Below are 19,690 nucleotides of genomic sequence, written 5' to 3' on the forward strand. Positions count from 1 at the left end.
AGCTAACACAAGCAAACGAGATACAGGTTTGTGGTTTTATTAGTAAAAAAAGCAGTCAACAGCGCTAATTGCAGTGAGATAAAGCACAACATGTGTCTGTTCATTTTTAGAAGTGACTGGCGCATTTAGCTACTTCCCTAGCCAGCTTTAAATTTTTGCCTTCCAACCTTCCAATCAACTGTCGAATAAAAAAAGCACAAAAATAACTTGCAAAGTAAATGATAATGATTATCATTTAGATATAGAAATAAACGAGGACAACACTATGATTAAAACATTAACTTTTGCCAGCATGCATTTCACTATCGCTTTTTTGGTCACTTGGTTGTTAACTGGTGACATGATGATTGGCGGTTTGGTCGCCATAGTAGAGCCAGCAGTAAACAGTGTGGCTTACTTCTTTCACGAAAAAGCATGGACCAAATGGGGCTTCAACCGCCCTCAACCAGCCAAGGAATATGCATGTTAGACCAACAACGCGTTCAACAAATGGATATCAATATTTTGGTAAGCATTGTAAACATGCAAATTAGAAATGAGTTCTCTAGCTTTACTGAACTATGCAGATTTTACGAGCTAAATCAGAGCCAATTGAGCCAACGCTTAGCGTCAGCAGGCTACCAATTGCAAGCTAAGCAACAACAGTTTACCGCGGCCTAATCACATACTCCGCTCTGCTCTACAAAGCGGATGGCTAGTTTACATAAGCACTTAAAAAGAATAAGCAGCTTGGTAAATAGTTAAACTACTCTGCACTGGCATTCATCGCGCTATAAGCACGGTAGGCAAATACTAAAAAGAAAGCTTCGAGTACTTGCCCAAAGACTCGATTAGCAAACACCCATATGCCATTGGCGTTATTGTCTAATAACCAATGATGCACAGCCCAAACCGGTATCATGGTAACCCCTGCAACCACTATCACACCCGCTAGCAAAGGCCACTTATAGGCTTCGGTTTGCCGCCAACTTGCGCTAATTGCTTCCACGGGATTGCTTTTATTTAGTACACAGTGTAAATCTGCCACCAACAACCGACTGGCGATGACAATACCAGGCAACACAAAAAAGCTCAGGCCAAGCATTACCAAAGCAAAACAAATTGCCACTACCGTAAACAACAAAGGCCAAATACTTAACGACGCTTGGAAGCAGCGAGCAATTGACCAAGGTTGCTGTTTAAACTGGGCGCGCATGTACAAAATGATTGCACCTTGATAAACAGGCTGCATTAACAAACCTATTATCACAAACATCCAGTAATTTGCGGTAGAAGGCTCGCTAGGGTTTTGAACATATTGGCTTTGCAGTGCGGCAAAAGGAACAGCAAAGGGCAAAACCATTAATGCCAATTGAGTAAAATGCTGACGGTAAAAACGTAAGCTATCGGCCAACCAGTCCCATAAACCAACTATTGCCATACTGCTTTCACTACTCCTTTAAAACCGCCAACCAACACGTTTATGCTAAACCAATGCACTGATGTAATTGATTTAGTGAGGCTATTGTCCAGTTTACATTTTCCAATGGCTGATATTCAGGTTCACAGCTCTTGCTTCTTTGTAACCACACACTGCTCATCCCCGCTGCATTAGAGCCTTGAGCATCATTCACCAAGTTGTCTCCCACATAACAACATTGGCTAAGCTCAAGCTTGGCCAATTGCGCGGCTTGCTGAAAAATCTCTGCTTTAGGCTTAGCAACACCAGCCGCTTCTGCGGTTAGAACAAACTCAAAATAATCGAACAAGCCAGCTGCACGTACTTTTCGCTGTTGCATATCTTCTGGCCCATTAGATACTAACGCCAGGCGCCAGCCTTGTTGCTTAAGCTGATCTAAACAAGCCAAGGTATCACCGTACAACACCGTTGCATCAATATATTGCTGCATGAAATATTCGAAAGCCTGCTCAGCAGCATCAGCACTTAAACTCTTATCTTGCAAAGCCTCGCGCGCGCGGGCTTGGCGCATTTCAGCGGCGCTAAGTTTACCTTGTAAAAAAGCTGGATAATGAAGTTTTAGCGCACGCTTCCAATGGCTTAGGGCATCATCAGCTTGCGAGGGCCTATATTTACCAAACAAAGCTTTAGCGGCGGTTTCGGTAGCAACTCCGTCATCCACTAAGGTGTCGTCTAAATCAAACATTAGCATCTTGGCTTGGATTGGTTTAATCATCGGTATTCCTTTTATTTTCAGTCAGATTAGCGACAGGAAATAAGAAGTCAACGATTGTTTACAGCAAGTCCTTCTGCCTTCCCCCAAAAAGCTAGTGATCTAATCGGCCAGTGCTAACGTTATATTGAGGCAAAACACAATTGGAAGGACTCATCATGAAAACTCAATCTGTTGGCCTAAGTGATGTTACCGTGCTTTTTTACCCAAGCGACAACCCTTATCAGCTGCAATCTATGCTGTTAAAAGATCAAGTTGTGAATTGCCAAGGCAGAGTGGTGATCCCCAGCAAACACAAACAGGGAAAAATTATTGTTGCCGTGATAGCCGGCCAAGCCGACTTACTAAACTTACTCGGCGACCGATTTGATGTAAGCCCCTTGTCTGTGGCTTAAGATTTAGCAGCTGCGGTATCTTTAGAAGACACTGTATCCTCCAAATCAGCTTCCGCACACATATAAGCGCGACTAGAACAAAATGGCGTAAGCGGCACACTGGGCTCTAATGGCTGTTCTTGCTCGGCCAATTGACGTTGATGCTTATTGGTGACTCTAGCCACAATATAAAAAGCCATTCGCAGTGCCAATAATCCAAATACAACCGTTCCGACTGCTTGACCACCCAACACGCCCAACGGGCCAAACCACTGTCCACCTAAATAAACAAAAGGGATTGTGCCTAGAGTTGCTTTACCAAAATTAAGCATGGTAGAGGTGCTTGGGTAACCAAGATTATTAAAGGCAGCGTTAGCCACAAACATCGCCCCATTAAATACAAAGCTAAAGCTTATCCAGGTACAGAAGAAACCAATAACAGTAGCCGCTTCGCCACCCACGCCAAACACATCCACAATAACGTTTTGCCCTAACAGCAAAATTAACGACACGGCAACAACAAACCCACCGTTAAACCAAAGCGCTTTGCTTAAGGCCTCATGTACTCTAGCGTAATTATTTGCACCAAAGTTTTGCCCAACAATAGGGCCAATGGCGCCAGATAACGAGAATATCATGCCAAATGCCACCGGCATTATACGTCCAACCACAGCCCAACCCGCTACGTAGGCATCGCCAAAAATAGCAATAGAAGCAGTAACATAGGCATTGCCCAAAGGGGTGGCTACATTGGTCATCATGGCAGGAGCTGCCACCTTTAAGATAGCGCGCAGATCTTCCAGCCACTTTTGCAAACTAAAGCCAGCAAACAACTGGTGCTTGTAGACCACTCCAGACAAGGCAACACCCGCAACCACAAAGCGCGCAATAACCGAGGCAATAGCGGCACCAGGTAATCCAAGTCCAAGCGCAAATATAAATATCGGATCGAGTACCGCATTTACCCCACCGCCAGCCAAGGTAGACCACATCGCCCGTTTTGCATCACCTACCGAGCGCAGTGCAGCGCCACCACTCATGGCCAAACCAAGAATCGGTAGCGAAGGCAGCAAGATTCTTAAATACTGTACTGCAAGTTCATGGGTTCTGGCCTTAGCGCCAATCAAGCTCAATAGCTCTGGCGCAAAATACCAAGCCAAAGCGGCAAAAGCAGCGCTAATCAAAAAACCAGTAAATAAGATATTGGTGACTAACTGCTTAGCCCGCGCTTTATCTTGCTGGCCAATCGCTTTTGACACCAAGGCGGTCATCGCAATCGATAAGCCAATAGAAATTGAAGTGGTAAAAAATGCGATAGTACCGGCGTAGCCTACCGCTGCTGCAAGCTCAGCCTCACCCAGTAAGCTAATAAAAAACAGATCGGCTAAATCAACCAAAAATAAAGCAGTTAAGCCAATGGCATTGGTGGAGGACATAACAACAATGTGGCGAAAAATATCACCAGAGACGAACTTTGCCTTTGGCATAGAAACTCTCAAAACAACTGGGTAATTTCTAGTGTAGGCGCTAATTAAAACGAAGTCATTGGCGAAATAGCCCCTTAATTAAAGGGGCTATTGCTAGTTAAATTTAGCTAAAGCTAGCACGTAGCTCTTTGGTTGCTAATACCATGTTGTTTAAGGCTGCCTCAGTTTCCTGCCAATTACGGGTTTTTAAGCCACAATCTGGGTTTACCCACAAGCGTTGCAATGGGATCCATTGTGCTGCTTTATCTATCAACGCCTTAATATCATCAATGCTAGGAATGTTAGGCGAATGAATATCGTAAACACCTGGGCCAATTTCATTTGGATACTCAAAGTGCTCAAAGGCCTGCAACAAACTCATCGCCGAACGAGAAGTCTCAATGGTTAATACGTCGGCATCCAATGCGGCAACCGCCGGCATAATGTCATTAAACTCGCTGTAACACATGTGAGTATGGATCTGCGTTTCTGGCTTGGCGCTAGCGGCTGACAACTTAAAGGCCGATACCGCCCAGTTTAAATAGTCATCCCATTGGCTGCGTTTAAGCGGCATACCTTCGCGAATAGCAGGTTCATCAATTTGAATAACTTGAATACCGGCTTGTTGTAGCTCGGCCACTTCATCATTAAGGGCGATAGCGATTTGCTCAGCGATTTGGGCGCGGCTAATATCCTCTCGGGCGAAGCTCCACGTCAAAATAGTCACCGGACCAGTTAGCATGCCTTTAACCGGCTTGTTAGTTAAGGATTGCGCATAACAGCTCCACTCAATGGTAAGAGGTTTAGCGCGCTCGATGTCATCTACAATAATTGCTGGTTTTACACAACGCGAACCATAACTTTGCACCCAACCAAAGCGGCTGGCAATAAAGCCATCTAATAGCTCGGCAAAATACTCAACCATGTCGTTACGTTCGGCTTCACCATGCACTAACACATCCAAATCTAAGCGCTCTTGACACTCAATCGCATCCTTAATGTGTTGCGCAAGCGCAGCATCATAATCAGCTTGGCTTAGTTGCCCAGCCTTATATTCGCGACGCTGACGACGAATTTCATTGGTTTGTGGAAATGAACCAATAGTAGTGGTTGGCAAGGGTGGCAATTTCAAACTTTGCTGCTGAATCTCTTGGCGCTGTTCAAAGTTTAAAGTACGCTCACGCTCAGCCGAGGTTAAGGCGCTAATTCGCTGCTGCAAGCTGGAGTTGTTTTTCTTGCTAAGGTTTTGCAAAGCGGCACTGTATTGGCGAGATAGCCGCAAGGCGTCGGCTTCACCGTTTAGCGCTTCATCAAGTATTTGCAGCTCAGACAATTTTTGCTCCGCAAAAGCCAAACGATACTTAGCATCACCTAAGTCCGTTTCACTCTCTAGATCAAGCGGGCTGTGCAATAAAGAACAAGACGAGGCAAGCCACAGGCGCTCACCTAAACGAACTTTAAGTGAGCTGTAGTTCTCGATAATCTCTGGCAAATTTGCTCGCCATACATTGCGACCATTAATTACACCGGCAGACAGTACCCACGCTTCAGGTAACCAAGTTAGTACTTGCTCAAGCTGTTGTGGAGCGGCAGATAAATCTAAATGCAGCCCGTCTACCGCCAATTGCTTAATCACCTCAGCATTGTCTAACACATCTGCAAAGTAGCTGGTCAAAAGTAACTTAGTGGGGCTGAGCTTTGTTTTATAAGCAGCTAATAATGCGTCTTGCCATTGCGAATCGAGCTCTAGGCCCAAGATAGGTTCGTCCACTTGAACCCACTCTACACCTAAATCAGCAATAGCTTGGAAGATCTCGCGGTAAACCGTTAACAACTGTGGCAATAACGACAAACGGTCAAAATCACTGGCTGCTTGGTCGTCATTTTTACCTAGGTACAGGTAAGAAACAGGCCCCAAAATAACTGGCTTAACTGCATGGCCTTGCTCAAATGCTTCGCGAATTTCATCAAACAGTTGCTGCCACTGTAGGCTAAATACACTGTCTTCAGAAAACTCCGGCACAATGTAATGGTAATTGGTGTTAAACCATTTGCTCATGTCTGATGCCGCATGATTACAGCCACAGCCCTGTTGGCCACGAGCAATTGCAAACATGCTATCTAGGTTAATTTGCTCAGACTGGTGACGCTTAGGCAGGTTGCCTAACAATAATGAGGTATTGAGTACTTGGTCGTACCAAGCAAAATCGCCGACGGTCACCCAAGCTTGACCGCTGTCTTTTTGCGCTTGCCAGTTTTGTTGGCGAATGTTTTTGCCAACTTGTAATAACTCTTGCTGCGAAGATTCGCCACGCCAGTAGCTTTCTAAAGCAAATTTTAGTTCTCGTTGCTTACCAATTCTTGGGTAACCCAATATGTGAGTAGTGCTCATATCAATATCCTTTTAGCCGTCTAGATGTATAAATCCATATTGACCAGAGCGAGGCCTCAACACAATTGAAAAGCCATCAAGTTAAATTGAATTTCTCTCAACTCTGCTTAATCCAGTGAAAACTGGTTATACAGAATTAAAGCGATCCCCATACCTATATTGAAAAATATTCATGTTAAGCCATCTAACTTGGCACTTATATGTACAAACAAACCTGAACTGCCTAAGCTGCAAATTCGCCCAAACACTTAAAGGAACTAGCCAGATAAATGTTAGAGATAAAGCATTTACGTTGCATTCAAGCTATTGCTGCTAGCTCTTCTTTAAAGTCAGCGGCTGCTAAGTTGTTTATTACAGATTCGGCGCTATCTCACCAGCTAAAAGACTTAGAGCAACGCATCAATAGTCACCTAGTGTTAAGAAAGCAACAGCCCTTGCAACTCACCCAACACGGCCAGCAACTGCTTAGTTTAGCCCAGCAAGTGCTGCCTTTAATTGAACAAACCGAGCAACAATTTAGCGCCGCCCAACAACAGCAAACACGTTTAAACATTAGTGTTGATTGTCATGCTTGTTTTCAATGGCTACTACCCGCTTTGCAGCGATTTCAGCAAACTTGGCCAGAGGTAAATAGCCACTTTTGCCAAGATAAAGACTATAACGGCCTACCTTTGTTACAACGCGGTGAAGCTGACATTCTGCTAACGTCTGAAGTAAGCCCAGAGGAGCAAATCCACTTTGAGCCTTTGTTTGAATATGAAATGGTACTTATTTGTCCACCTCAACACCGCTTAAGCAGCCAAGCAACAGTAAAAGCCTCCCAGCTGAGCCAAGAGACCGTCATTAGTTACCCGGTAACGCCACAACGCTTAGACTTATATCGTTACATTCTTCAACCCAGCCAAGTAGCTGTAAAACAATGGAAACACGCCGATAACCCAGCCATGTTACTGCAAATGGTCGCAGCGGGAATGGGAGTGGCAGCGATGCCTTATTGGGCAGTAGAGCATTATGCGCAACAACAATTTGTGCACTTATTGTCGTTTGAACAGGCTTTATGGCGCCCCATGTACGCAGCTTTTAGTAAAAACGCTCAATCAAGTACAGTGCTAAAAGATTTTGTTGAGCTCATTTTGCAACAAGCCCTCAGCCAACTAAAAGGCAGCAGAGCACTAAGCTTTAAGCATAAATAAAGCGTCAATTTGATTTGACGGATCCGCCAAAAAGAGTTTACTTTTAATAACATAAGGAAAGCTCCAAGCTCGTATTTTAACTTTTGGCATAGGTTTTTGCGATGGTGTCTGACTGGTCTCCAGCAGAGTTTACAGAAAGAAAAATGAGCCTTGTCATGCATTTGGCAGGTTTCATTCCTAGTGCTTATTTTTCAATTACTCATTTAGTTGATGGGGTATTTTGGTACGGCTTAGTGGTACTACCCTGCGCCTTGGCCATTTTAGTTTCGCTATTCTTCTTATTCACCAAGCCGGAATCCAACCATTACAAAACTGCCGACGTATGGTTCTTATTGCTAGCCATTCCCCCGGTATTATTAGCACTAACTCAACCCAATATGCATGGCGAGTTTTTTGTTCCCGCATTAATTTTGGCCAGCTTTATTCACTTACCTCTGCAAATGGCAGAGCGCCTTGTATTGGCTGTAAGCATTCTGGCAATAATTCTTGGTGTTCATCACTTAGGTGTTCATCAAGGTATACGATTTAGCATTGGCGTGGTGGCTTCACACATTTTTGCTTGGGGCCTGGCGCGGGTACTGGTAAAACAAAATAACGAACTAAAAGAACTCGCTTTTAAAGACTCCCTCACGCGCTGCTACAACCGCAGAGCCTTGTTTGATGAGCTGCTAAAAGCTACCCAACAACACAAACGCAGTGGCATAAAAGCTAGCATTATCCTTTTAGATTTAGACCATTTTAAAGCCATTAATGACCAACATGGCCATAATGTAGGCGATCAAATACTGGTGTGGTTTGCCCACTTTTTGCAACAAAACACCCGCGTTAACGACCGCGTTTTTCGCTACGGAGGCGAAGAGTTTCTTATCATGTTGCATGATGCAGACTTTGATACTGCCTACCAAACTAGCGAGAAGCTCGTAGCTAAAATTTCTAGTTTATTGGCGCCTAACCAACTGTCGATTAGCTTTAGTGCAGGTATAGCTAGCATCAAAGAAAGTGAGAGTATTGATGATTGGATTGAACGGGCAGACCAAGGTTTATATCAAGCCAAGCAAGCGGGGAGAAAGCAAACTTGGCCCAGTCAATTTGAGCGTGTAGAAACCAGCTCACCAAAACAGCCTATTTAAACAACTCGTTTAAATAGGCTAATCACTACTAACGTTAGTTTATAAATATAGTTTTATTAACTGATCTTGCTAAAGCGATAAGACTGGATCATTTTCTCTTCACTACCTTGCTGTGAGTAGGTTTCAACAATCCATAGCTGCGGGCTCACCACTCGTAACTCCATGCGCATATTAGCTGTACTAACTTGGCTCAAAGGATAGTAGCTAAAACGATTCATAGCCGCTTGAAATTCCCCAGCATACACAACATCGTTCTCAAGATTTGAAGCGCTCACACTTAACTGATGTCCCTGTTGCAGGTTATAACTTATCGTTGTGCTGGCTTGTAGTTCAAGTTGTTCACCTGCAACTTCTAGCTGCTCTAGCTCTACCGTAGCAGCGTCACTTTCCATCATTTTACCGCGAGCAAGCCCCTGAGCTTCGATGGTGCTACCATCAGGCTGAATCGCCCAAACGTTTACCTGCCATTGACCCAGCAACTTGTTCAAATGCTCACCTTGATTGGCCGTTGCATTATCACCATTCATAATCACTGTGTTTGGCTGGGAGATAGCTTCTGCAGTTACGTCGGTTCGACGATTCTCTTGGCTATTCTCGTAATCGCGCATTGCACCACTGGCACCACCAGCCGCAGCACCAACAGCAGCACCTTTCACTGCCAACTCTGCATCTCCAGTCACCGCGCCCATAACCAAACCTACAACGGCTCCACCTACTGCACCGGTTTTCATTCCTTGGTTAGGATCTGGCTCACCATCCGTTGAGGCACAGCCAGCAAGCATGCTGCTTGCAAGTAAAACGACACTAATAGAGGTTCCGACTTTGTTCATTCAAGATTCTCGTGGTTGCTAAATAATCGGTCGCTAAGATAAATCAAAGCACCAGCTAGCATCAGAGCATGCAAAAAATATTTTTTTATAATCAATGCCTAGCGAGCCACTTTGGGCGATTCAACAAGTGCTGCTAAAATAAACCACATAATAACAATTACTTGAACTCTCTAGATGGCTAACTACAAGAGCATTGCCGACTACTTGCAGCAAAAACGTAACCAAGCAAACCTAACCCAAGAACAGCTTTGCCAAGTATTAGCGGCCTTTAGCCCAGAATTTAGTGAGCTTGATGCCTTGGCGGTGAGCCGTTGGGAGCGGGGCAAAGTAGAGCCAAGTTTAAATCGGCAGCTAGAAATTATTCGCTACTTTGGTGATGAAGCTTATAAGATTTTCACTTCCAGCAGTTTTAGCTCGAAAACCTTCCTAGCAACCAAGCGATGAATAAAGTTCTTGAAGCTCGAGCCAAGTTTAAACACTACTTGGGGGCTCATCCTTATCTCCCTCAAAGAGAGCTGAGCTTTGAGCGCATAAGCCCACCCCACCCTTTAGCGGATCATAGTGCTCAACACTTAAGCAATTACATTGATAACCTCACCTTTGGCTATGAGCAGTGGGACAGCGCTTGGCTCGAGACGCTTCAAAACCATCCCGCTGCAGAGGTAAGTTACTATTTCTACCTCGGTCAACTCGCTGGGCATTGTTTTGCTCTCAAGATAAAACAGCCCTATTTTGAGAAGCTACTAGATAAAAGCTTAGATGAAACCGATATATGCGAAGAAATGCTAGCCAGCAACAATGAACCAGCCAGCTTATATATTTACTCCATTTACACAGGGCGAGTAAACGCCATCACTCAAGTTTACGAAAACTTGTTTAAAGCCTTCATTATGAATAAGTCGTTAAGCTATATAGGCATTAGAATTCGCCGCGACATTGCTTTTGTGATGTTAGAAAACGTACCACACTCCATTGAAGCGATAGGCCCACCAAGTGACAACCGTAATGTTGGTATCAAACATAGAGGTAAGCGCTATCAGTACGTAACCTGTAGGATAGAACGACAAGCGCTATTTAATTCACCGGTATTTTTAAATATCTTAAGAAGTAATTGAGGAGTTCTGAAGAGGCTATTGAATAGCCAAGCTCTCTTGCTCTTTTCGCCACAAACGGTGCCCACAGGCTAGACAAACACACTCACGGCGGTGATCCATCAGGCTTTCCAAACCATACTCCCACGTTTGGTCGCTATCGCAATGGATACAACGAATCGTATTAGCATCTTCGGTTTTTTCAGGGTAACGAGTCTGATAGTCGTTTAGCGTGGGTAAACGAGCCCACACTCTTTGACTACTATCGCGGCGATTAAAAAACAGCACTACCGCACCCAGTAATATTAGTAACAGCTGAAACACACCACCTGCCTTGGTTTTTTTTAAGCTTAAGTTCTTAATACCGAACCCAATTTCTGCAACAGATCCTTGCTTAGAAAACATTTGAAATCAACCTACTTGTTAACAAAACCACCATTAACAGCGAAATGCCTGCGGCACAGCTGTTACATATTGTTTACGTTTCCATAACTGCGCATACTACAAGAACTTTGTTACGCTAAAACGACGTGACATGGTAATTTGCCACTTACCGCGTATATACTTATGCCCAGATTTTACAGGGCGCAGAAGGTAACAATAAGCTAATGAATAAGCTAGTAAAATTCTTCTCTATTACTCTTTCTATTTGCTGCCTGCTAGCAGCAGGAGCAATATTGAGCTTGCCGCATCTGCCAGATACCCCTCTAGGAATATCCATAAGCTATTTGAGCCTATTCTCTCCGCGCTGGTGGGCTATTTTACTGGCCCTTACGCCGATTTTGTTTATCCGCCAGCTAGGCAAATGGCAGTACCTAAGCTGGGCACTCTGCGCGGTGGTGTTTGTACAGTTTCAAGATCTTCAGCTTAAGTTGCCTCAGCAGCAAGCTAGCGCCATCACTATTTTGTCCTTAAACAACGGCAATGGCGCAAGCTCACCGCAAATTCGCAAGTTGGTGGCGGAGCTAAAACCCGACATTGTGTTTATGCAGGAATCAAAGCCTGAGCGGGTGCAGCAAGTCTTTGACGATAGTTGGTATAGCCACTGCGACCACCTTTGCACCGTAAGCAGAACGCCAATTGAACATCAAGGCAGTTTATCGCGTGAAACCTTTGGTGGATTCGGTAAATTTGCAGTGTTTTATCACACCACGATTGAAGGCAAAGAACTGAGTATCGCCAATATCCATATGGACACCCCAAGGCCAACCATTAACGCCTTAATCCATCGTAGTTTTGAGCCTGAAGCATTCAATGACTTGCACTTTGCTCGCAACATGCAAGCCTCTTTGGTGGCGTCTTGGGCTAAGCAGCAAACCAGCTACATAGCTGCTGGAGACTTTAATATGACGGTCCAAGAAAATCTTTATCAACGGCATTTAGCCGGTCTAAACAATGGCATTGACCTAGTAGGCAGCGGAGTTAACTACACCAAATACACGTCATGGCACGGCGCAAGAATAGACCACGTATTAGCTTCAGAAGATCTTAGTTTTGCCAGCGCCAGGGTTCTTGATTCAGTAGGCGGCGATCACCGCCCAATAACTGCAAGTTTAGCGCTACCTTAACAAGCTTTAGGCAACTTTTTGCGGCTTGCAGTTTGACGAACACCGCGCCGCAGACCATCTATTGCCAATAATACTAAGGCAAAAATGATCAGAATATAAGTTGGCCACTGCTCAGGGCTTAAACGTTCACCAAGTAACCAACCCACGCTAAATACCAATACAGGTTCTAAATAACCCATTAAGCCGAACAAACTCAGTGGCAAATAGTTAGAAGCAAGCAAAAACAGTAACATAGGAATGGTACCCGCTACCCCCAGCCCGAAGTAATACAGCCAAGGGGCATAGTTATACAGATTCGAGAGCTGGCTTTGCGCTTCGCTCACGCCTTCACCCATTAACAAATAAGCGCACGCAAGCGGCAATAGCATTAAGTTATCAATAGTAAAAGCAATATGGCTGGGCAAGGGATACTTACGCCGCAACATAAAATACAAGGGATAACCCAAGGCCACCAACAACACTATCCACGACAATCCATCAGCCATTACGTAAGCGTAAGCAACTCCTACAGCTGCCACTGTTACAGACACCCATTGCAGGCTACTAAGCTGCTCTTTATAAACAAACCTTCCCACTAATACCAATACTAAGGGCAACGAAAAATAACCCAGCGCAACCGGCAGCGTCTGGCCGTTGGCTGGCGCCCAAATAAACAACCAAAACTGCAAGCCAACTAATACAGCAGCCAGCATCAAGCGTGGCCAAGCTCGCCAATTAGCCATCTGCTGAATGAGCAAAGGCAATTGCTTGAAGCAAGCTAACCCCACAAACATCAGCAAACAGCTCCACACAATACGCTGAGCAGCTAGCCAATTGCCGCTGTTTTCATTTAAAGGAAACTGATGGATGTACCAAGGAAGAAAGGCAAACATGCACGATGCCATTACCGAGCAAGCTAAACCAAAATAAAGACGGGAAGAATGAGAGGAAACTAGCGCCACAGCAGCCACTTAATCAATGAGTTAAACCCTGATTAAGCAGCAATTATGCTATGGCTGCAAGTTATTTGCGCAATTTTTAACTAGTGTAAAAGCTTGGTACTAGATGATTGAGCTGATACTTGATGAAATTGTGCTGTGGCAGCCATAGCTTGCCATTGGCTTTGCATTTTTTGATAGGGGCTTAGGCCATTTTGACGCTGAGCGTAATCGTTTAGAATTACTCCCCAACGAAACTCATCCATTTGCTGGCTAGGTACTTTTCCTTCGCGTTTAGCCATTACTTGAACCAAATTTTTAAGCTTATCTAGCTGCGGCGCTACGGGATGGTTTACCCCATCGGTAACCAATACATTCTGAAAATCAGCCAACATATTCTTTTTCAAGGCTTCAATTTCTTCATCCTGTAAATCGGCTACGGCAATGGCCTCGGTCAATAAACGTAGCTGCCAAACTCGAGAAAAGTTTTGGTAATCACGCTTATTTAAATCAAAAAATAGCATTACGTAGCCACTGTTACGCTCCAGTACTGCTAAGCATTCGTGTGAATCTACAGCAAATGCGTGAGCACTCCAGCTATGACGAACAGAGGCGTTTTCAAGGGAAGGTAACTCGCGAGGAAGCCAAGCTTGCACATCGTTACTGATCTGAATTTCTATCATAATTTGCTCATTACTGATTCTAATAATCTTCAATGGGCAAAAACGATGCCAGCAAATAGCGTCAAATATTTGCTGGCTAGATGAACCCGACTATTTTAGCTCCAGTAAGACCTCACTTAAGGAGGCACGAACCTTGTGTCCCAAGCGCTTGAGCTCGTCACTAGGTTGAATAAGATCCGGGATCTGATAGACCTGCATACCGGCTGCTACTGCAGCTCTAACTCCGTTTTCTGAGTCTTCAAAGGCTAAACACTTACTGGCGTCAATATTTAGCGACTTGGCGGCTTTTAAGAAAATTTCTGGGTGCGGTTTACTATTATTCACCTGACACCCGGTAGAAACACTCTCAAAAAAATGCAGTAAGTCTGCATTGCCCAGCTTAGCTTCAGCGGTAGGTTTACCCGAAGAAGTGGCAACGGCTAATGGAACGCCTTGGCTTGTTAACCACTGCAACAAATCCACCACACCTTGTTTAATTGGTAATGCTTGATCAACAGCCAAGGCATGGTACTTATCCAACCAACAATCACGCAGCCTTGGATAATCCAAGCCCTCGCCGTATCCTTCACAAATGGTCTTTTTTATTTGCTCGGCATTGGTACCAATACAGCTAAGGTAAACCTGTTCTTTAAACGCTAAACCTAGCTCACTACACGCTTGAGAAAAGGTATCGTAAGACACTTGCTCACTGTCGAGCAGCAAGCCGTCCATATCAAACACAGCAGCGCTAAAATGCATACAACTCTCCAGTAAAAGCTAAGCCGCTTAACTCGCACTAAGCGGCTTACATATTAAAAGAATAAATGGGCCATTACCGCAATGATCGGCAAGGTGACTAAAGTACGAATCAAGAAGATAGCAAACAACTGCCACAGCTTAACTGGCAACTGGCTACCCATAATAATCGCGCCTACTTCCGACAAATAAATCAGCTGAGTTACCGATACCGCTGCGATAACAAAACGGGTTATATCGGCTTCAATAGACGCAGCAAGAATTGACGGAATAAACATATCGGCAAAACCTACCACTAAGGTTTCCGACGCTCTGGCGGCCTCAGGAAGCTGCAATAGCTCTAGCAAAGGAATGAATGGCTTACCTAAAAAACTAAAAATGGGAGTGTATTCCGCTACCACTAAGGCTACCGAGCCCACCGCCATAATTACCGGCAATACACCCAGCACCATGTCCAGTACATTATGCACACCTTGCTTAGCTAGTTGTTTAGGGTGACTCGCTCGACCAGCTTGAACAAGTGCCAGCTGCCAAGCCCATGTGATGGTGTTGTAACCAGCAGGAATAACTTCGTCATCTTGCTTGCGCTCACTACCATCAATAAATTGATCTTTAAAACCAGAAAGCGGTGGCAAGCGCGGCACAATAACCGCTGCAGCAAGACCCGCAATACACACAGTAAGATAGAAAGGTGCAAACATATGCTCAAGGTTAACTTGCGCTAATACTACCAAACTAAAGGTAATAGACACCGCAGAAAAGGTGGTGGCAATTACTACGCCTTCTCGCTGGGTATAGTGTTTATCTTCATACTGCTTGTTGGTTAGCAAAATCCCTACGCTACCATCACCTAACCAAGACGCCATTGAATCTACTGCACTGCGGCCTGGTAAACCGAATAGTGGACGCATAATTTTACTCAGCAAAGTGCCTACAAACTCTAACAAGCCAAAATTAAGCAATAGGGGTAATAACAAACCAGCAAAAATGAACACGCTAAGTAAGGTAGGCAGTAAGTCACCTAAAATGAGGCCACCAGTATCACCCGACCAAATAGCTTGAGGCCCCAATTCAAAAGCGCATACCAGCACCAGAACCCAACCCAACATTCTTACCACATACCAAGGTAGAGAAACCTGAAACAATGACGTTAGCAAGGCATTTTTGCCAAGCCAATTTGGCTTAGCAATTAGTGTATAAGTAGACATTAGGGCACTAAGGGTGATTAAACCAACCACCAGCCACAAGGCGCTATCACCTAAAGCCGCCACCAAGCTTTTTGCCATAATCGCCACCGGAATGGTAAACGAGCCATCGTAAGGCAACGGCAACATAAACAGGAAAATGCCCAATAATGAAGGTAATACAAACTTCCAAGCAGAACCTACTGCAGGATGGTTTGTTGGGGCATTAGGCATAGATGCTGGCTTGGCGTCTCGCATATAAAATCACTCTATTTGGTATATTCTGTAGTTATATTCACTAAGCGTGAATATATTTTCGCGCAAGAATACAAGCAAAAAACCAGCTAATCAAGATTTTTAATCTGCTAAAAGACAAAACTAAAACATCATTAACTAGTTATCTTGATCATTATCAAAACTTACAACTAGCCAGTCAGTAATCAATTATTAAATCACGAGGAGCTTATTAGCTTACTTTTAAAAATCTTCGCCACGGTAACGGTACTCCGCTAACTGTGCAGCGGCCAAATAGTGCTTAATAAATAACTGCTTAGCACTGCTATTGTAGTGAAAGCGTACCGTGGTGCTGGTTTGCCACCGGCTATCTTGCGCCCTGCGCCATAACACTTGGTCACCTTCCAGCTGGCAATAGTAGCTGTGGCTTTGGCCATTGTGCCTCACTCGCATTTGCATGAGCGACTGAGCACTACGGTAATTATCAACCTTTCTTACGTTCACGCCTTGTAAACTGGCTATCGCGGCTTGGCAAACTTGCTCAGGCTTAAAGCCTCCCAAGTTTGGTTTAGCCATTACAAAGCCAGTAAACACGGGCCACAACACCATGGCTAAAAAGGGCTTCTTCAAGCTAGTACCACCTTATCTATGAATGCCTTTAATAAACCATTGCTATCAGGCGTCTCTTGCGCGGCTGTTAACACTTGCTGCAAATGATTATCCCCTTGAGTGTAATGCTCGCTAAGCTGACTTAAGCGCAGAACCAAGATACAACCAAATAATATATCCTCACAGGCAGTGGAGCCAAAAAACAGCGGTAGATTACCAATAATATGATGCAGTAGGTAATCTACTACAACACAAAGTGACTGTTTATAAAGACCCAAGTAACGACAACGAGTTCGAGCAAGCAATCGAAAGCTTTAATAACAATGTTCACGTTAACCAGAAAGACTGGCTAAGTGTAGTGAAAGACTTTAACCGCCACTTCATTAGCGCAGCCGGCTCAACCAAGCTTCTGCAACAACACGCTAGCCAAACCGGTAGGCGCTGGTGTGCCACGCATAGTAAGCTACAACTCTGCAATACTTAGTTTAGCCAGCATAAAATCTACCGACCTATCTCTTAACCTCGATTTGGCGCTTAGTTGTGGCTGCTTTTGCCTTTTTAAGCCCAACCACCTTATTGCATGTTCCTTTAGGTGCTTTACGCCTCAAAAAAACCAACAGGCAGCCAAAAGCCTTGGTTTTAGGGTTATTATTAATCAAAATAAAATTATATGGATGTCCTAATATTTTTTATATGATCATCAGGGAAGAAAAGTCAATGATTATAAATCGTTTTATTTTTCTAGCTTTAACTGTTTATTTTTTAGTCACCACAACAAAGGGAGCATCGCAGGGTAGTAGAGATTTTTTTACCCAAAATGAGCCACGCCAGAAGATATTTGTATCCGATACAGAGCGGTGCTCATATGGCAATAGTTTTAATATCGCCATTACTAAAGATGAATTCATAGATAAAACCGAGAGCTTTGAGCAGTTATGGCATCTTTATAACAATTCCATCGTTATTTTTTGTGGAGAAAGTGAACTAAACTCGATATACGAAAGCTTTGACAATAGCTTTACGTCAAGTGTGACGAACCTAATTTTATCTAATTCTATGCTATCAGTTAAAAACCCAGGTAGTAATAAAGAAGCAACCTTCGATACTAAATACGGAAAACAGTTAACCAACCTAAAAATCAACCAGATTATTAATAAAGCTGAAGAAACATTAAAAACCTGCGAAAAAAAACCATCACCAAAATGTATCGAGCGTCATTCTTTCTCAGAAACAAGAGATATATTAGAAGCAGTAAAGAAAAATAAAATATCACCTAGCAATCTAATCTATGAAGGAAATAATTTACTATCTTACGGCCCGTTTATTAATAACACTCTACTAGAAACTAAAATTGAAAGGGGGTTAGTCATTTATTTTTCTGAAATAGATTATGAGCTCTCTTTCAAAGGGTTCGCAAACCTAATGTCTCTCTACAAGGCTTCCTTATCTATTGACAAAGAAAGCTTACACCTTTTGTCAATGGAGGTAACTAGAAATCTTACTGAGAAGGTTATTGATGTTTTATCTAAAGGGGGAGATCTTACCTCACCAAAAGACAAGGAAATGAAAGCAATTCTATCCACTGCTTTCAGAATGAAAAGCTCATTATTGAATAGCATGTCATTCTCTTATAATCCTCACGTTTTCCTCGACACTCTAACACTCAATGAAAATGCGCTTTCACTTATCGGGAGTAATGAAATAGGTAGAATCGCTGATAAAGAACTACAAGAAATGACTATTCGATTTATAGCGGGTGAAATTGAGCTTTCTAGATTTTCTAATTGCCTTAGCAATAGCTCTGATTTTTCGTTAGAAAAATGTCGATTTAGTAGTTCTGTCTACGACTATGCAACTGCCTATGTAAACTTATCTCTAAGTGGTCACATTGATAAATCAAGTAAAAACATTAAAGATTATTTTAATAGCTATTTATCCTCAGGAACTGGATTAGTTTACTTTCACAGAACAGATTCACATCAAAAAGAGGGGGGGTTTAGGTTTAATATACCACTGTATACAAGAGTTGTATTAGATAACAGAATTCCATCTTGGGTTAATGAAGGGTTCTTAGAGAGCAGCTCTAGCTTAATAGAAAACGATTGTCGAGAGTTTCGGACAGCTTCGTTTGAAGTTCAAGTCAAAAATAACGAAATCTGCAGCTCAGTATTTATTGAAAACTCACCATCTAATTAATATCCCTCCGGAGAAAAAAGGAAACAGGGTGAAAGAAGTAGAAAGAAGTAGGACACCCATAAATTTGCCGTTACGAGTAAATCAACAGCAGGCTGAGCAGTACAGTTATCGCGAGATAAATACCCGCTATAGCTGCTTAGCAAACTTCAAGCTAGTACCACCTTATCTATGAATGCCTTTAACAAACCATTGCTATCAGGCGTCTCTTGCGCGGCTGATAACACTTGCTGCAAATGATTATCCCCTTGAGTGTAATGCTCACGAAACTGGCTTAAACGTTGAACTAAGATACTGCGATTTACCTCAGGGTGAAACTGGCTCGCCCAAAAAGGTGCTGATGATACTTTTAACGCGTGCACACAGTGTTTTGTAAATGCTAAGGAAACACAGCCTTCAGGTAGACTTAAGGCACTATCTCGATGAACAGATACCGCCATAAAAGGATTGGGCAAACTACCAAACAATACATCCTCTTGAGCGTATTCGCTGAGTGAGATAGCTAAGGTGCCCATTTCAAAGTCACGCGATTGATGAACAATCTTGCCACCCAGAGCCAGCACCGCAAGTTGAAAACCAAAACAAGAAGCAAATGTGGGTAGCTGTTGTTCAATACAGCGCAACAGTAACTGCTGAATGGCTGTTACAAAAGGGTAGCCTTCTGGGTCAAGCACACTGGCTTCGCTGGAGCCTCCAACCAACACCGCATCTATGCCCTGCAAGGCGTAATCGCTACAATCAGGCGTATCAAAAACATTGAGAATTCTAAACTGCTCTACCGCTACGCCACAAAAGTGGCTAAAACTGGCTAATTCCTCGATGCGGGTATCGGTATCATCGCGGATCTGAATTAACAGAATAGTTAGTTGCTCACGTGACAGTTGCATAATTACCACTTAATATACTGATTAATAAGCTAT

22 protein-coding genes are annotated in these 19,690 nt (G+C 43.6%); 10 read left to right on the forward strand and 12 right to left on the reverse strand.

Annotated elements, in window-relative coordinates:
• Window positions 1-265 precede the first annotated feature (265 nt).
• Complete coding sequence (locus tag ACYFDN_RS09245; RefSeq protein WP_016401391.1) at window positions 266-469, forward strand: DUF2061 domain-containing protein; 204 nt, start codon at window positions 266-268, stop codon at window positions 467-469.
• The gene (locus ACYFDN_RS09250) at window positions 463-660 is read left to right on the forward strand and encodes a DUF4250 domain-containing protein (protein ID WP_016401392.1); all 198 of its coding nucleotides are present in this window, start codon (window positions 463-465) and stop codon (window positions 658-660) included. Before ACYFDN_RS09245 ends, ACYFDN_RS09250 begins: the two co-directional genes overlap by 7 nt.
• 85 nt (window positions 661-745) lie before the next feature.
• Here the strand turns inward: ACYFDN_RS09250 and ACYFDN_RS09255 are convergent, their stop codons facing one another.
• Window positions 746-1,420 (reverse strand): YciC family protein, encoded by a 675-nt coding sequence (locus ACYFDN_RS09255; protein ID WP_406610563.1) that lies wholly within the window; start codon window positions 1,418-1,420, stop codon window positions 746-748.
• 40 nt (window positions 1,421-1,460) lie between these two features.
• Window positions 1,461-2,174 (reverse strand): HAD family hydrolase, encoded by a 714-nt coding sequence (locus ACYFDN_RS09260; RefSeq protein ID WP_483510829.1) that lies wholly within the window; start codon window positions 2,172-2,174, stop codon window positions 1,461-1,463.
• A gap of 155 nt (window positions 2,175-2,329) precedes the next feature.
• On the opposite strand from ACYFDN_RS09260, the gene ACYFDN_RS09265 reads away from it, so the two are divergent.
• The gene (locus ACYFDN_RS09265; RefSeq protein WP_016401395.1) at window positions 2,330-2,566 is read left to right on the forward strand and encodes a DUF2375 family protein; all 237 of its coding nucleotides are present in this window, start codon (window positions 2,330-2,332) and stop codon (window positions 2,564-2,566) included.
• Here ACYFDN_RS09265 and ACYFDN_RS09270 read toward each other — a convergent pair.
• Window positions 2,563-4,032 carry an MATE family efflux transporter gene (locus ACYFDN_RS09270; protein ID WP_016401396.1) on the reverse strand — a complete coding sequence of 490 codons (1,470 nt, stop codon included), beginning with the start codon at window positions 4,030-4,032 and terminating at the stop codon, window positions 2,563-2,565. The genes ACYFDN_RS09265 and ACYFDN_RS09270 overlap by 4 nt on opposite strands.
• Window positions 4,033-4,135: 103 nt before the next feature.
• Window positions 4,136-6,403, reverse strand: coding sequence for a 5-methyltetrahydropteroyltriglutamate--homocysteine S-methyltransferase (gene metE / locus ACYFDN_RS09275; protein WP_483510830.1), 2,268 nt, complete (start codon window positions 6,401-6,403; stop codon window positions 4,136-4,138).
• 269 nt (window positions 6,404-6,672) lie between these two features.
• Between metE and ACYFDN_RS09280 the strand changes: the two genes are divergently transcribed.
• Together ACYFDN_RS09280 and ACYFDN_RS09285 are read left to right on the forward strand one after the other, a co-directional pair.
• Window positions 6,673-7,596, forward strand: a complete 924-nt coding sequence (locus ACYFDN_RS09280) for a LysR substrate-binding domain-containing protein (RefSeq protein WP_472589102.1) — start codon at window positions 6,673-6,675, stop codon at window positions 7,594-7,596.
• Window positions 7,597-7,739: 143 nt separating this feature from the next.
• Window positions 7,740-8,726 (forward strand): GGDEF domain-containing protein, encoded by a 987-nt coding sequence (locus ACYFDN_RS09285; RefSeq protein ID WP_483510831.1) that lies wholly within the window; start codon window positions 7,740-7,742, stop codon window positions 8,724-8,726.
• A gap of 56 nt (window positions 8,727-8,782) precedes the next feature.
• Here ACYFDN_RS09285 and ACYFDN_RS09290 read toward each other — a convergent pair whose 3' ends face one another.
• Window positions 8,783-9,556, reverse strand: a complete 774-nt coding sequence (locus ACYFDN_RS09290; RefSeq protein ID WP_483510832.1) for a YMGG-like glycine zipper-containing protein — start codon at window positions 9,554-9,556, stop codon at window positions 8,783-8,785.
• Window positions 9,557-9,730: 174 nt separating this feature from the next.
• On the opposite strand from ACYFDN_RS09290, the gene ACYFDN_RS09295 reads away from it, so the two are divergent.
• A complete protein-coding gene (locus ACYFDN_RS09295; RefSeq protein WP_483510833.1) occupies window positions 9,731-10,000 on the forward strand; it encodes a hypothetical protein in 270 nt (89 codons plus the stop codon).
• Entirely contained in the window at window positions 9,997-10,671 is a 675-nt protein-coding gene (locus ACYFDN_RS09300) for a hypothetical protein (RefSeq protein ID WP_483510834.1), read from the forward strand. Before ACYFDN_RS09295 ends, ACYFDN_RS09300 begins: the two co-directional genes overlap by 4 nt.
• 15 nt (window positions 10,672-10,686) lie before the next feature.
• Here ACYFDN_RS09300 and ACYFDN_RS09305 read toward each other — a convergent pair whose 3' ends face one another.
• Window positions 10,687-11,052, reverse strand: coding sequence for a hypothetical protein (locus ACYFDN_RS09305; RefSeq protein WP_016401402.1), 366 nt, complete (start codon window positions 11,050-11,052; stop codon window positions 10,687-10,689).
• Between the two features lie 203 nt (window positions 11,053-11,255).
• On the opposite strand from ACYFDN_RS09305, the gene ACYFDN_RS09310 reads away from it, so the two are divergent.
• Complete coding sequence (locus ACYFDN_RS09310; protein WP_483510835.1) at window positions 11,256-12,215, forward strand: endonuclease/exonuclease/phosphatase family protein; 960 nt, start codon at window positions 11,256-11,258, stop codon at window positions 12,213-12,215.
• Here the strand turns inward: ACYFDN_RS09310 and rarD are convergent.
• From rarD to ACYFDN_RS09335, 5 genes are all read right to left on the reverse strand, one after another.
• Entirely contained in the window at window positions 12,212-13,165 is a 954-nt protein-coding gene (gene rarD / locus ACYFDN_RS09315; RefSeq protein ID WP_483510836.1) for an EamA family transporter RarD, read from the reverse strand. The genes ACYFDN_RS09310 and rarD overlap by 4 nt on opposite strands.
• 71 nt (window positions 13,166-13,236) lie before the next feature.
• Window positions 13,237-13,815, reverse strand: a complete 579-nt coding sequence (locus ACYFDN_RS09320; protein WP_152784385.1) for a DUF6933 domain-containing protein — start codon at window positions 13,813-13,815, stop codon at window positions 13,237-13,239.
• Between the two features lie 90 nt (window positions 13,816-13,905).
• On the reverse strand, window positions 13,906-14,553 hold the full coding sequence (locus ACYFDN_RS09325) for an HAD family hydrolase (RefSeq protein WP_406610552.1): 648 nt from the start codon (window positions 14,551-14,553) through the stop codon (window positions 13,906-13,908).
• A gap of 53 nt (window positions 14,554-14,606) precedes the next feature.
• Window positions 14,607-15,968, reverse strand: coding sequence for a YjiH family protein (locus ACYFDN_RS09330; RefSeq protein WP_040307058.1), 1,362 nt, complete (start codon window positions 15,966-15,968; stop codon window positions 14,607-14,609).
• 243 nt (window positions 15,969-16,211) lie between these two features.
• The gene (locus ACYFDN_RS09335; RefSeq protein ID WP_483510837.1) at window positions 16,212-16,598 is read right to left on the reverse strand and encodes a hypothetical protein; all 387 of its coding nucleotides are present in this window, start codon (window positions 16,596-16,598) and stop codon (window positions 16,212-16,214) included.
• 235 nt (window positions 16,599-16,833) lie between these two features.
• Between ACYFDN_RS09335 and ACYFDN_RS09340 the strand changes: the two genes are divergently transcribed.
• Together ACYFDN_RS09340 and ACYFDN_RS09345 are read left to right on the forward strand one after the other, a co-directional pair.
• Entirely contained in the window at window positions 16,834-17,061 is a 228-nt protein-coding gene (locus tag ACYFDN_RS09340) for a hypothetical protein (protein WP_483510838.1), read from the forward strand.
• A 56-nt stretch (window positions 17,062-17,117) separates the two neighbouring features.
• Complete coding sequence (locus tag ACYFDN_RS09345) at window positions 17,118-18,773, forward strand: hypothetical protein (RefSeq protein WP_483510839.1); 1,656 nt, start codon at window positions 17,118-17,120, stop codon at window positions 18,771-18,773.
• A 146-nt stretch (window positions 18,774-18,919) separates the two neighbouring features.
• Here ACYFDN_RS09345 and ACYFDN_RS09350 read toward each other — a convergent pair whose 3' ends face one another.
• Window positions 18,920-19,657, reverse strand: coding sequence for a type 1 glutamine amidotransferase (locus ACYFDN_RS09350; RefSeq protein ID WP_483510840.1), 738 nt, complete (start codon window positions 19,655-19,657; stop codon window positions 18,920-18,922).
• Between the last annotated feature and the right edge of the window lie 33 nt (window positions 19,658-19,690).

The organism is Agarivorans sp. D1326, from assembly GCF_056958115.1.

Bases quoted from the DNA above. Each gene is read 5' to 3' on its own strand.
- ACYFDN_RS09250 (WP_016401392.1), top strand. From the start codon at position 463: ATGTTAGACCAACAACGCGTTCAACAAATGGATATCAATATTTTGGTA.
- metE (WP_483510830.1), bottom strand. From the start codon at position 6,403: ATGAGCACTACTCACATATTGGGTTACCCAAGAATTGGTAAGCAACGA.
- ACYFDN_RS09260 (WP_483510829.1), bottom strand. From the start codon at position 2,174: ATGATTAAACCAATCCAAGCCAAGATGCTAATGTTTGATTTAGACGAC.
- ACYFDN_RS09245 (WP_016401391.1), top strand. From the start codon at position 266: ATGATTAAAACATTAACTTTTGCCAGCATGCATTTCACTATCGCTTTT.
- ACYFDN_RS09270 (WP_016401396.1), bottom strand. From the start codon at position 4,032: ATGCCAAAGGCAAAGTTCGTCTCTGGTGATATTTTTCGCCACATTGTT.
- ACYFDN_RS09305 (WP_016401402.1), bottom strand. From the start codon at position 11,052: ATGTTTTCTAAGCAAGGATCTGTTGCAGAAATTGGGTTCGGTATTAAG.
- ACYFDN_RS09280 (WP_472589102.1), top strand. From the start codon at position 6,673: ATGTTAGAGATAAAGCATTTACGTTGCATTCAAGCTATTGCTGCTAGC.
- ACYFDN_RS09350 (WP_483510840.1), bottom strand. From the start codon at position 19,657: ATGCAACTGTCACGTGAGCAACTAACTATTCTGTTAATTCAGATCCGC.
- ACYFDN_RS09290 (WP_483510832.1), bottom strand. From the start codon at position 9,556: ATGAACAAAGTCGGAACCTCTATTAGTGTCGTTTTACTTGCAAGCAGC.
- ACYFDN_RS09285 (WP_483510831.1), top strand. From the start codon at position 7,740: ATGAGCCTTGTCATGCATTTGGCAGGTTTCATTCCTAGTGCTTATTTT.
- ACYFDN_RS09265 (WP_016401395.1), top strand. From the start codon at position 2,330: ATGAAAACTCAATCTGTTGGCCTAAGTGATGTTACCGTGCTTTTTTAC.
- ACYFDN_RS09320 (WP_152784385.1), bottom strand. From the start codon at position 13,815: ATGATAGAAATTCAGATCAGTAACGATGTGCAAGCTTGGCTTCCTCGC.
- ACYFDN_RS09325 (WP_406610552.1), bottom strand. From the start codon at position 14,553: ATGCATTTTAGCGCTGCTGTGTTTGATATGGACGGCTTGCTGCTCGAC.
- ACYFDN_RS09295 (WP_483510833.1), top strand. From the start codon at position 9,731: ATGGCTAACTACAAGAGCATTGCCGACTACTTGCAGCAAAAACGTAAC.
- ACYFDN_RS09330 (WP_040307058.1), bottom strand. From the start codon at position 15,968: ATGCCTAATGCCCCAACAAACCATCCTGCAGTAGGTTCTGCTTGGAAG.
- ACYFDN_RS09255 (WP_406610563.1), bottom strand. From the start codon at position 1,420: ATGGCAATAGTTGGTTTATGGGACTGGTTGGCCGATAGCTTACGTTTT.
- ACYFDN_RS09310 (WP_483510835.1), top strand. From the start codon at position 11,256: ATGAATAAGCTAGTAAAATTCTTCTCTATTACTCTTTCTATTTGCTGC.
- ACYFDN_RS09300 (WP_483510834.1), top strand. From the start codon at position 9,997: ATGAATAAAGTTCTTGAAGCTCGAGCCAAGTTTAAACACTACTTGGGG.